Origin of the sequence: Streptomyces sp. NPDC007095, from assembly GCF_040634475.1 — a bacterium.
GTDB lineage: Bacteria > Actinomycetota > Actinomycetes > Streptomycetales > Streptomycetaceae > Streptomyces.
Window position 1 is genome coordinate 18839 of the sequence record NZ_JBEYFS010000011.1, and the last position, 12393, is coordinate 31231.

Consider the following 12393-nt stretch of genomic DNA (forward strand, 5'->3'; position numbering starts at 1 on the left):
CGTGGTGGCACAGGATCCGCGCCGCGGACTGGACCCGGTCCGGGTGGCGGAGGTGATGGTGCGGCCGTCCGCGGGGCGGGGCCCCGGGCGGCGCGGTTCCGGCTATCGGGTGGGTCCCTGGTGGGTGCTCACCGCCGCGCACGTCGTCCGTGACGCGGCGGCGGGAACCACCGACGTACGGTTCGAGGCCGACCGCGCCGACGAGTGGACCGTGGCCGCCCGGGTGGTGCTGGCCTCGGAGAAGGCCGACGTGGCGCTCCTGGAGCTGGACGGATCCGCGCCGCACGGCGTCCACGCGGCCGTGACCGAACCCCCCTCGTACGGGGCCGTGCCCGACGCGGACGTCGTCCTGCCGTGCAGCGCGATGGGCTTCCCCCGGTTCAAGCTGCGCGAGGACCGGATGCGACGGCTCGACGACGGCTCGGCGTCCCAGTACCGCGACTCCTGTCACGCGACGGGCATGACCTCGGTGCTGTCCAACCGCCGCGAGGGCACGCTCGAACTCGCCGTAACCCCGCCCGAGTCGGACGCCGAGCCCGGCCGGTCGCCCTGGGAGGGCATGTCGGGCGCGGCGGTCTGGCACGACGACGCGATCGTCGGCCTGGTCAGCGCGCACCACCGCAAGGACGGCCTCGGCCGCCTCGCCGCCGTCCGCGTCGAGCGCTGGTACGAGCTGCTGACCAGGTCCGAACTGGCCCTGCTGCACGAGTGCGCCGGCCTTCCCCCGTCGGCTCCCGAGCTGCCCCGCTTCCCGTCCGTACGGACCGCCGCCGCGGGCCCGGTCAGCCTGGCGGAGCTCCGCGACGATCTGCCGCTGCGCGAACTCGACGGCCTGGTGAGCGCGTTGACGGCACTGCCCACGGTGAGCGACCGCACCACCCTCGCCCTGATCCTGGGCGGCATCAACCCGGCCGTCGCGGCCATGAGTCCGAGGACACCGGCGCTGAGACCGGACGTGTTCGGGATCCTGCGGACCTGTCTGCGCTACCGAGGAACACTGGACCAACTCCTGGAAGCGATACGGTTGGTGGAGGGCGACTCCGCCGGGGTGGCCCGCATGGACGAAGAGGCGGTGGAGTTGTCCCGGCGCCACCGTCGAGGCGATGAGAGCCGCTGACCTGATATCGCGCCGCCCCGCGGGTGCGGGGTTTCATCCCCGGCACAGCGGGCCATTATCAGGGGGATGTGAGCAGCCCGCATCCACAAACGCAGCCGGGGGGGAAGGGGTTTGGCCGTCATGGAGCCGTCTGTGGCCGCCGTCGAGTCCAGCCTGGTCGATCTCGCGGGGGTATCTCTTGAAACGCTGCGCTCCATTGACCGCCGGGTTCTCGCCGCGTCGCTCGAGGAGCTGCAACAACGCATCGACCTGCCGCAGGCCAGTGTCAGCGACTTCAACCCCGCGGAGCGTTTCGACTGACGACGCCAGGGCCACCCATGAGTGCTGAGCCGTCCCCGCCCCATCACCGCCTGCCCTCCGCCGCGCTGGCCGAGTTGGCCCGTGGTGAAGGCGATCCAGCCACCTTGGACCTCCTGCTCGAAGCCGAACGCAGCCGCCGTCTGCTGCTGTTGCGGATGCTCGACGACGCCATGGACCCAGGTCCCGCCTGGGACCTCCTCAGCAAGGCGCAGCGACGTTCGCCCTCCGTCGTCGACGAACTGCTGATGTATCCGCAGACGGGAATGTGGCTGGCCACCGCGTTACGTCGGCTGCGCGGGTCGATTCCGCGGGACGAGCCGCCGCTGTGGGTGGTGCTCGGCCATTTCTCGGCGCTCGCCGCCGTGGCGGCGCTACGCGCGGAGCTGGACTTCAGCATCGAGGTCCCGGTTCGGCACGGCCGGGTGCCGCTGCCGACCCTCGGCTGTGCGGTACTGCCGGCGACCGAGCCGTGGACCACGGCCACAGTGCGCGCCGAAGGCGGACGCGCGGTGGTGGAGACGGCCGACGCCACGATCGCCGTACCGCCTGCGCCCGGGTCGGCCGGACCAGGGTGGCACGAAGTGCGCAGGCTCGTGGTCGGCCCCGCCGGGCGACAGCTCGACGTGGCACTGGACGACCTGGACCCGTATCGCACGTATCCGCAGCCGACCGAGCCGCGCCCGCTGTCCGAGGAGGCGGTGACGCAGTGGCGGCAGGAGCTGGAGCGGGCCTGGAGGGTGCTGCTGCGGGAACTGCCCGGGACGGCCGAGGCCATGCGGCGAGGGGTGCTCTCGCTGACTCCGACCCCGGCAAGGGAAAGGTTTCGGCCGCGCAGCGTGACGTCCGGCGACGCCTTCGGCGGCATCGAGGCCTCGGAACCCGACGACGCCGTTCAGCTCGCGGTCACACTCGTGCACGAGTTCCAGCACACCAAACTGGGCGGCCTCCTGCACCTGACACCCTTGCTGACCGACGGTGCCGACGCGAGTACGGAGCTGTGGTACGCGCCCTGGCGCGACGACCCCCGACCTCTCGACGGGCTGCTCCAGGGTATCTACGCGTTCGTGGGGATAGCCCGCTTCTGGCGCGCCCACCGGCAGAAGGCCGACGCCCAGAAGGCCATCGCGCACTTCGAGTTCGCACTGTGGCGGACTCATGTGGCCACGGCGCTGGAACAGGTCCACCGCCATCCGCGCCGCACACCGCTCGGCGCCGCCCTGCTGGACACCCTGCGCGGCCACTGCGCGCAGTGGCTCGAGGAGCCGGTTCCCGAGGAGCAACTGGCCCTGGCCCGGCTGTGCGCCGCCGACCACGTCGCCCGCTGGCGGGTCCACCACCTGCGGCCCCCCGCGCCCGCGGTGGAGGAGGCCGTACGCGCCTGGCTGGCCGGGGCGAGCGGACCGCCCGCCGCCCTGGCGACCGAGCCCGACCTCGTCCCCGACCCGTCCGCACGCTGGCTGGACAGCATGGCCATCCTCACCCGCCACCACCTCAGCACCACTCCCGACGAACGTCCGCCGTCCGAAAACCCCGAGAAGGCCGCGGCCCACGTGACCGGAGCCCTGCCCGGCGACGCACTGCTGGCGGCGGGAGACCCCACGGCGGCCCAGCACGCCTACCGGGCCCACCTGGCCGTCGAACCCGAGCGGGCCGGCGCCTGGTCGGGCCTCGGGCACGCCCTGAAGGCGGCGGGCACGGAACCCGCGGCGGCCCACCTGCTCTGCCACTGGCCCGAGCGGGCACGGGCGGTCCACCAAGCCGTGTTACGCGCTACCGGTACCGCACCGGACCCCGTCCGCCTGGCCGCCTGGCTCGCCCCACCCACGGGTTCGCGGTAGCCACCGGCGGTCGCGCGACCTTGCCCCTGACCTCACAACGGCATCGGGTCGATGTCACAGTTGGCCCGCTTCATCGCCCGGGTCTGCAGCGTCGCCGGGTGCGGCGCGGGCTCGGCGGAGCGCAGCCGGGGCCCGTCGAGGACCCGCTCCATCCGCTCCAGCGTGGCCGCGTGCAGTGCCGCGCCCTCCGATTCCTGGCCGACGGCGATGAGGTCGAGGGAGAGGTTGGCCGCGCACACCAATGTGGTGGGGTGGTCCTCGCCCAGTCGCTCCCGGCACAGCTCCAGTGTCTTCTCGCCGAGTTGGCGGGCCTCGGTCGACTGTCCCTGCGCGCTCAGGTCGCTCGCCAGGTTGATGGCACAGGCGAGCGCGATCGGATGGCCCTCCCCGAGACGCTCGGTCAGCGACTCCAGCGCCGTCTCGTCCAGCCGCTTGGCCTCCTGCACCCGGCCCAACAGCCGCAGCGTCACAGCGAGGTCGATGTCGGCCGCAAGGACGTGCGGGTGGTCGGGCTGGAACAGCCTGCGGTAGCGCTCGCGCGCCTTCTCCCCGCGGTCGCGGGCCGCCTCCAGCTCACCGTTGTGCCGCAGTGCCACCGACAGGGCGAGGGACGCGGTCAGGGACTCGGGGTGCGTGTCGCCGTACCGACGGGTGAACTGGTCGAACGCCTCGCGTGCCAGGACCAGCGCGGTAACCGGGTCGCCCTCCTTGCGGGACGCCTCACTGAGCTGGCGCACGGTACCCAGCGTCGAGGGGTTGCCGGCCCCGAAGACCGCGCGGAAACCGTCGACTACCGCCTGCTGCAGAGACCGCGCGCCGACGTAGTCGCCGGTCTCACGCACGTCGACGGCGATGCTCGCCTCGGTGATCAGCGACTGCTGGTGGTCACGTCCGAACAGCCGCGCCTTCAGGGCGTGCGTGTGCTGGTCCAGTTCCAGCGCGCGCTGGAACTCACCGACCAGCCGTAGGCTCACCCCGAGGTTGTGGGCCCTGTCCAGCGTGGTGGGATCGTCCTCGCCGAAGGCACGGCGCGCCCGGTCGTAAGCCGCCTCGTCCAGCTCGGCCCCGGCGGCGAAGTCCCCCTGGACGCGTCGTACGGCGGCTTCCAGGTTCAGGGTCTCCAGCGCGTCCTCACGGGTGTCCTCCCGGTCCGCGGGCGCGGTGCGGGCATAGACGTCCTTGAGCTGGGCCACGAGCTGCGAGGCATCGTCGTAACGGCCCACCTTGAGATAGACGAAGCTCAGCCACCATGCCATCAGCCGCGTCTGCTGGTCCTCCTCGCCGAACAGCTGCCGCCAGGTCTGCCAGGCCTGCTCCATGAACTCACGGGCGACCTTGTGGTCCCCCCAGTACCAGAGGTACTTGGCGATGTTCATCACGAGCTCGCGCACCCACGGCTGGTCGGACTCGACGGCGCCCGAGGCGATGACATGGCCGTAGAGCTCGGCGTAACGCGGCCAGTTGGCCGACTGGTTGGGTCCCTTGGGGTCGGAGGCGGCCAGAAGGGTGTGGGCCCCGCTGCGCATGCGGTTCTGTTCCTCGGGGGTCATGCGGTTGATCAGCACGGCCTGGACCAGGCGGTGCATCTCGATCGAGTTGGTCCGGTGGTCGATGCGGGCGAGGGAGTAGCGGTTGATCTCCCGAATGGCGCGGGCGAGTCGCATCGGGTCGTTGAGGGCCCGGTCGAGTTCGGGGTCGATCCGGGAACCGCCGAGGCCTGAGAAGATCGAACGGGAGATGGGGTCCGGCGCGAAGTACGAGCACAACTGGAGCAGGCGCAGGGCGGCGAGGCTGCGTGTCTCCAGGTGGTCCAGGGAGACGTTCCACGCGGCCGCGACCGGAAGCTGGTAGTCCGGGGGCGGGGAGACCTCGAGGAGTTCACTGCGCTTGTCCTCGAACAGGCGCAGGTACTCCGACACCGGCATCCCGGTCTCCGCGCGCCATGCGGCGGCCTGTTCCAGGGCGAGCGGGAGGTCACCGAGGGCCTCGGCGAGGCGGTTCGCCTCGGCGTCGTCGAGGTCCCCCGGCGAACCCGAGCGGCGCAGCAGCTCCTTGCTCTCCTCCCGGGTGAAGACATCGACCTCCAGGGACGGACCGACGACGCTCCAGCGCCGGTTGCGGGAGGTGACGAGGATGGTGCCGCTGCCGCCGGTGGGGAAGTAGTCGCGGACGCGCTCGGGACTGTCGGCGTTGTCGAAGATCAGCAGCCAGCGGGAGTACGGCCGCCCCTCGCGCAGCGCCTCGCGCACCGCGGGACCGGCGATGTTGGCCTCGGGGCTGGTGCCGAGGCCGAGCCGCTGGGCGAGCTCCACCAGGGACTGGCCGATCTGGCCGGGGCGCTCGGCGGGGATCCACCAGACGACGTCGTACTCGGACTGGTGCCGGTAGGCGTACTCGATCGCCATCTGGGTCTTGCCGACACCACCCATGCCGTGGATGGCCTCGGGAAGCACGGTGGTCGTGCCTTCCTGAAGGCGCTCCCGCAGTCGTTCCAGAAGGTCCACGCGGCCGGTGAAGTTCGGATTGCGCGGGGGGATGTTCCCCCAGATGCGCGGCTGCGTCGCACGCGCGCTCTCCACCGCCGGCTGCTGCGTGGTCGCCATGGTCGTGGCTCCTTCTGAAGTTGTCTCGGGCCCCCTCGGGGCGTGTGCGGCATCCCGGCCGGACCGGGTGGCGGAGGCCTGTTGCCGCGTATGGGTACGTGCGTCCTTGCCCAGGTTGACGGTGTTCTGCAGGTCGTACGCGCGCAGTGCCCGCGCGAGACGCTCGGCCTGGGGCAGGAAGCGTCCGGTCAGGGCGCGCAGCGCGGCCAGTTCGATGCGCAGGAACGCCACGTTCCGCGGGGTCACGGGCGGCACAACGGTGGTCTCGAGGAGTTCGTCCGCGGCGGGCAGGATCGGGTCGGATCCCTCCGGGACCGCCATCAGCGCCCGTACGTCGTGCAGCACGCGGATGGTGTCCCGGCGGCGGGCCAGCGCCAATAACTCCTGGCGGATGTTCGGGCCGAAGGCGAAGACCACGTCGGCCGCGCGTTCGGCCTCCGCGCCCGCGGGCCGCACCAGACCACTCATCAGCAGCTCGGTGAGGTGGGCGGGTCCGGCACCCGGCACCGAGGCCGTCAGGGCGCTCATGACGGGCAGCGTCAGAGGAGCCGCCGCGAGGCGGGTGGCCAGCGCGAACGCGGTGGGCGAGGCGGCGGCCCGGAACTCCGAGACACGCTCCCACGGGGGTACGGCGCTGGCGGGGTCGGGCACGTCGTCGACCCAGGGCACGGCACGCGCGGCGTCCGGCCGCCGCTTCCAGTCGCGGGCCCGCACGCCCGACATCTCCACGCCCTCGGAGGCCCGGCCCGTCACCAGGTCGACCCAGCAGGTGAGGGAGTGCCCGGTCCGCTCCAGGACCGGGACGGGCACCACGCCGGCCCGTGCCGCCGAGTCGTCGTCCACCGGTTCGAGAGGTGAGGTACGCAGTTCCCAGCCCAGGGAGTCGTTGGGCGCCCAGGGGCGCCCGGAGCCCAGGCGCATGCGGTAGACGTCCAAGCCGGTCCGGAACCAGAGCCGTTGGGGCAGCAGGTGCAGGACCGCGAGGGGCTCGGAGCGGCCCAGTTCGCGCAGCAGCGGCAGCACCGCGTCCGAACGCCAGCCCGCGGCCAGCCCGTCGGTCAGCACCAGTACCACCCGGTGTTCGCCCACGGGCGGGGGAAGGTGCTCCAGCCGGATCCGCCCCGGCTCGGTGTCGTCCGAACTCAGCAGCCGTAAGCGGGTGACCGGGCCCAGTGACTCTTCGCGGGCGAGTTCGTCGGCCAGTCGGGTGACCGTCTCGTCCCAGACCCGCATGGTCACGTAGTCGTCGACCACGAGCAGTACGTCCGGGGGATCCGCGGAAGACCCCTGTCCGAGGCCACGCAGAGCGTGCGACAGCACGGCGAGTGACGCATCGTCAGATACCGATACCGATGGTGGTCGTGGACCGTCGTCACACTGCATAAGCGGCGCCCTCAGAACGTCCGGTCATACCCGACGACGGAGGGAGCACCGAGGAGGAGTCCCGCAGTCCGCGGGCATGCGTGACATCCACGTGCCAAGCCTGGCAGTGGTCTGCTTGCGGTGCAACATGGCAGGCCACAGGAGACGGCAGAAGGGTCCGAAAGTCAATCGCCGGATGGTACTTGCCCCCTGTGGACAGCCGGTGGCTCTGTCTCGTCAATAGCCTGACAGTCGGCGATGGCGTGTGCAAGACCATGGGGTATCCGCCTCCGCTCGCCGGTCGGAGGCCCGTTCCGGGCCGTCGGGGCATGACGGCCTACACCGGTCCGGGCGGACTCGGCTTGCGCTCGGGGTCGTCGAGCAGAATGGCCAGATGGCGACCCACGTGCCCGTCCCAGGCACCGGGGCCGAGGGCCAGCGCGTCCTTGCGCCACTCCCCGACCCGTTCCGCCAGGCTGCCCAGCCCCCGGTCCTGCAGTATCTCGCCGATGGCGTCCCTGAATTTCGGGTCGGCGCAGTCGCCGCGGTGCCAGATCATCGCGGGCACCCCGGCCCGCAGCCCGGCGAGAACCTCACGGCGGCCGGTGCCCGACTCGTCACCGGGGGGCTGACTGAGCACCAGGCACACCGCGTGCCGGTCCTCCTTCAGCTCACGCTCCAGATGGAAGAAGTACGCCTCGTCCTGCGCCGGGCTGCTCCAGTGCGGGTGGCTGTCCGCCGGGCGCTCCCGCAGCTGCCGCCACTTGTGGTGCCAGGGCCGGTGCCAGGCGGCCCGCTGCAGGCGCTCGATGCTGCGCACCACCACCGGATAGTCCATGACCAGCGGGGTCGGGGCCTCGGAGCCGGATTCCTTCGACCACCACTCCACGGGCTCGTTGAGCAGCTCCCAGGGCAGGATGAACTCCAGGATCACCGGCTGCCGCAGGTCGGCCCACTTCTCCTCGGCCTCCTCGATCAGCCGCTCCACCGCGCCCGGGAGCTCCTCCCGGCCCAGGTGGACGGTCTCGCCGCGCACGGGATGCCAGCCCTCGGAGTCGGACTGGCGCCAGTGCGAGAGGTAGTACCTGTCCGGCTCGATCCGGTCCGGCTCGAACTGGATCATCAGATACGCCGGGACGAGGGACGGCGCGGGCTGCGGAAAGTCCGAGTGCTGCCAGTCGGAGAGCAGGTCCTCCATGCCCAGGGCGACGGTCTGGGTTCGGTTGAAGCGGCGCAGCACCTCGGCGGCCTCCGGCTGGCCGTCCTCCATCAGCCGATCGGCCGACAGCGCCAGGAAGGCCATGCTGGGCGGGAGTTCACCGGCCGGGGAGTTCTCGCCCGCCAGCCGCAGAAAGACCTGCCACCCCGTCTGGCACCACCCCGGCAGCTCCTGGACACGGGAGCGGCTCGCGCGGCGCGCCATGACGGCCAGATCCGTGGAGCCCATCGCCAGCAGGACGGGTCGCAGGTGACCGAGATCGGCGTTGTTGAAGAAGTCGACGGCCTCCCACTCGTCCACGAGCGGCCACAGCTCGGCAACCGTCGCCGACTGCTGTTCCACATACTCCAGCGACCGCACCAGGCAGGCCAGACCGTCACCGACGGCGGTGCACTCCTTCACCACCTGTAACAGCCACGGCCGCAGCCGGTCCCCGCCGAAGGGTTCCACGGGCACGGCCAGTTCACCCGCCAGCAGATCCCGCCAGACCTCGCGGCTGCTCGCCTGGCTCACCGTGGCCGACCCCTGCAACGCGTCCACGATGGAGACCATGAGCTCGTTGCGGACCCGATCCGGACTGCGCCCTCTCACCCCGTTACCTCCACACAGCTGGCGCGGCACCCTGATGGTGCCCAACAGGGTAAGGCCGTAAAGCGGGGCACGGCAGGAAAAAGCACGGGCATCACCGCGGGATGTCCGTGTCGTTCGTGCTGTTGGAGCCCCCTGTCGGATTCGAACCGACGACCTTCGCTTTACAAGAGCGGCGCTCTGACCAGCTGAGCTAAGGAGGCCTGCACGCGTGTGCCCGTGCAGTGTACCCAGGTCCCAGCCGCGCCTTCTCGAAAATTTCCGCGAAGTTCACAGCCCCTGGGCTACTGACAGACCAGGTGAATGCCAGGTAGCGTCCTGAGCCAGTTCACTCTCGTGGACTACACCACCACGAAAGCTTCGCGGTGGACACCACCTTTACAACGGATCGTCCGGCACGTTCCTGCCGGTGAAGGGGGCCCCTCACCATGGCCACTGTCTCGTTCGACAAGGCGACCCGGATCTACCCGGGTTCCGAGAAGCCCGCCGTCGATGCTCTGGAGATCGACATCGAGGACGGCGAGTTCCTCGTCCTCGTCGGTCCCTCCGGCTGCGGCAAGTCCACCTCGCTCCGCATGCTCGCGGGGCTCGAGGACGTGAACGCCGGCGCCATCCGCATCGGTGACCGCGACGTCACGCACCTGCCGCCCAAGGACCGGGACATCGCCATGGTGTTCCAGAACTACGCGCTCTACCCGCACATGACGGTCGCCGACAACATGGGCTTCGCGCTCAAGATCGCCGGTGTCCCGAAGGCCGAGATCCGCCAGAAGGTCGAGGACGCGGCGAAGATCCTCGACCTCACGGACTACCTCGCCCGCAAGCCGAAGGCTCTCTCCGGCGGTCAGCGCCAGCGTGTCGCGATGGGCCGCGCCATCGTGCGTGAGCCCCAGGTCTTCCTCATGGACGAGCCGCTGTCGAACCTCGACGCCAAGCTCCGCGTCTCGACCCGTACGCAGATCGCCTCGCTGCAGCGCCGCCTCGGCATCACCACCGTGTACGTCACCCACGACCAGGTCGAGGCCATGACCATGGGCGACCGTGTGGCCGTGCTCAAGGACGGTCTGCTCCAGCAGGTCGACTCGCCGCGCAACATGTACGACCGCCCCGCGAACCTCTTCGTCGCCGGGTTCATCGGCTCCCCCGCCATGAACCTCGTCGAGGTCCCGATCACGGACGGCGGCGTGAAGTTCGGCAACTCCGTCGTGCCGGTGAACCGCGAGGCCCTGAAGGCCGCCGCGGACAAGGGCGACCGCACCGTCACGGTCGGCGTCCGCCCGGAGCACTTCGACATCGTCGAGCACAACGGCGAAGCCGCCAAGTCGCTGTCGAAGGACAGCGCGGACGCCCCGGCCGGCCTGGCCGTCTCGGTGAACGTCGTCGAGGAGCTCGGCGCCGACGGCTACGTCTACGGCAGCGCCAAGGTCGACGACAAGCTCACGGACCTGGTCGTCCGCGTCAGCGGCCGCGCGGTCCCGGACAAGGGCGCCACGCTGCACGTCGTGCCGCGGCCGGGCGAGACCCACGTGTTCTCGACCTCCACGGGCGAGCGTCTTTCCGACTGATCGCCGCCTGATCATCGCGAAAAGCAAGTCGGGCGGACGAAAACCGCGCGGCGGTCGAATTCACCCAAGCTGACGAAGAGGGCCCCACAGCCTGCTGTGGGGCCCTCTTCGTTGTCGACAAATACCCCGGCAAGCCGGTCATTTCGATCCCTGTACGTCAACTCGCCGCCCAGCGAAAGCCGTCCCCCTATCCCCCGAACTGATTACTAAATGTCGCCAAATCATCACCCCGCGCTACCCTCACTCGCGTGAAGCACTCCACCACTAACCAACGGACCCGGCGTGGCCGTGGCCCCGCGCGCCGGATCGGTCGCACCCTCGCCCTCGTTCTGCCTGTCGTCCTGGTGCTCTCCGGGACCCTCGCGGTCACCCGAGTCAACTGGTCGGGGAACTCCTCGGACTCGGTGCTCACCGCCTCCTCCTCGGACGTCTCCTCGCGTGCCGTCTCCCGTGCCCCGCAGGACGTGCTGCGCGACCGGCTCCTGCTGGAGCTCCAGGAGAAGAACCCGGGCGTCGCCCTCACCCACCTCCAGGAGGCCGTGAACGGCCGCCCGTCGCTCGCCAAGCACTGCGTCTCCATCGCCCGCGCTCTCGGCCGCGCCGCAGTCCGGGCGTACGGCCCGACGCGCGCCCAGGCGTTCGCGCGCCCCGTCTGCGACACGTCCTTCGCATCGGGGGTCGCGGCCACGCATCTCTGAACCCCACCGGCCACACCTGTTCTGTCAGGTAACAGCTGTTTAAGGGAACGGTTGCCGACAGAAGCCGTGAGCGGGGCGCCACGTACAGTTCGGGCATGACCCATCCGAACGCCGCGTCACGCCCCGTTCAAGCCGTCGTCCTGGCCGGTGGTCAGGGCTCCCGACTGCGTCCCTACACCGACGACCGGCCCAAGCCGATGGTCGAGATCCCCGGCACCGGGACCCCGATCATCGGTCACCAGCTGACCTGGCTCGCCGAGGAGGGCGTCACCGACGTCGTCGTCTCGTGCGGCCACCTCGCCGAGGTCCTCCAGAAGTGGCTGGACTCGGCCGACCTCCCGGTCAACATCACGACGGTCGTCGAGACGGAGCCCCTCGGCCGGGGCGGCGGCCTGAAGTACGCCGCCGCGCACCTTCCCTACCCGGACAAGCCCTGGTACGCGACGAACGGCGACATCTGGACCCGTTTCTCGCTGCGCGACATGGCGGACTTCCACACCGAGCGCGACGCCGTCGCGACCCTCGCCCTCGCCCGCCCGCGCATCCCGTGGGGCGCCGTCAAGACCGACGGCTTCGGACGCGTCACGGACTTCATCGAGTCCCCGCCGACCACGTACGAGATCAACGCGGGCGTCTACGTCTTCTCCGCCGAGTTCGCCGACCTGCTCCCCGAGCGCGGCGACCACGAGCGCACCACGTTCCCGCACCTGGCCCGCGAACGCCGCCTGGCCGGCTTCTCGCTCCCGCAGGGGGCCTACTGGCGCGCCATCGACACCGCGAAGGACCTCACGGAGGCGGCGAAGGAACTCGCGGCCCTGGGGCGCTGAGAGCCCCTTCCCGGCGGTACGAGGGCCGAGAGCCCTTCCTGGCGGTACGAGGGGCGAGAGCCCCCTTCCTGGCGGTACGAGGGGCGAGAGCCCCCTTCGGCAGTACGAGGGGCCAGAGCCCCCTTCGGCAGTACGAGGGGCCAGAGCCCCTTTCGGCAGTACGAGGACGGGCCCCGCACATTTGATGTGCGGGGCCCGCTCGCGATCACGGCGGGGATCGGGTCGGACCACGTAGACCTGCCCAGCGCCATCGACCACGGCATGACGGTGGCGGAG

Annotated in this window: 8 protein-coding genes and 1 tRNA gene; 6 read left to right on the plus strand and 3 right to left on the minus strand. The window is 70.8% G+C overall.

The features are described 5' to 3' along the window. The first annotated feature begins 1 nt into the window (after position 1). From ABZ656_RS05975 to ABZ656_RS05985, 3 genes are all read left to right on the plus strand, one after another. On the plus strand, positions 2–1117 hold the full coding sequence (locus ABZ656_RS05975; protein WP_360264993.1) for a trypsin-like peptidase domain-containing protein: 1116 nt from the start codon (positions 2–4) through the stop codon (positions 1115–1117). Positions 1118–1249: 132 nt separating this feature from the next. Then, complete coding sequence (locus ABZ656_RS05980) at positions 1250–1417, plus strand: hypothetical protein (RefSeq protein ID WP_159055260.1); 168 nt, start codon at positions 1250–1252, stop codon at positions 1415–1417. A 17-nt stretch (positions 1418–1434) separates the two neighbouring features. Then, positions 1435–3255 (plus strand): HEXXH motif-containing putative peptide modification protein, encoded by a 1821-nt coding sequence (locus ABZ656_RS05985; RefSeq protein WP_101404323.1) that lies wholly within the window; start codon positions 1435–1437, stop codon positions 3253–3255. Positions 3256–3287: 32 nt separating this feature from the next. Here ABZ656_RS05985 and fxsT read toward each other — a convergent pair whose 3' ends face one another. The 3 genes from fxsT to ABZ656_RS06000 all read right to left on the minus strand — a co-directional run bounded on the left by fxsT (position 3288) and on the right by ABZ656_RS06000 (position 9230). Further along, positions 3288–7178, minus strand: coding sequence for an FxSxx-COOH system tetratricopeptide repeat protein (fxsT, locus tag ABZ656_RS05990; RefSeq protein ID WP_101404322.1), 3891 nt, complete (start codon positions 7176–7178; stop codon positions 3288–3290). Between the two features lie 379 nt (positions 7179–7557). Beyond that, positions 7558–9030 carry a hypothetical protein gene (locus tag ABZ656_RS05995; protein ID WP_129592260.1) on the minus strand — a complete coding sequence of 491 codons (1473 nt, stop codon included), beginning with the start codon at positions 9028–9030 and terminating at the stop codon, positions 7558–7560. Positions 9031–9153: 123 nt separating this feature from the next. Next, positions 9154–9230, minus strand: a tRNA-Thr gene (locus tag ABZ656_RS06000). A 225-nt stretch (positions 9231–9455) separates the two neighbouring features. Here ABZ656_RS06000 and ugpC point away from each other — a divergent pair. From ugpC to ABZ656_RS06015, 3 genes are all read left to right on the plus strand, one after another. Further along, positions 9456–10592: a sn-glycerol-3-phosphate ABC transporter ATP-binding protein UgpC gene (gene ugpC, locus ABZ656_RS06005; RefSeq protein WP_054232444.1), complete on the plus strand. Its 1137-nt coding sequence runs from the start codon at positions 9456–9458 to the stop codon at positions 10590–10592. A gap of 248 nt (positions 10593–10840) precedes the next feature. Beyond that, positions 10841–11290: a hypothetical protein gene (locus ABZ656_RS06010; RefSeq protein WP_054232443.1), complete on the plus strand. Its 450-nt coding sequence runs from the start codon at positions 10841–10843 to the stop codon at positions 11288–11290. Positions 11291–11385: 95 nt separating this feature from the next. Continuing rightward, on the plus strand, positions 11386–12117 hold the full coding sequence (locus ABZ656_RS06015; RefSeq protein ID WP_101404320.1) for a nucleotidyltransferase family protein: 732 nt from the start codon (positions 11386–11388) through the stop codon (positions 12115–12117). Positions 12118–12393 lie beyond the last annotated feature (276 nt).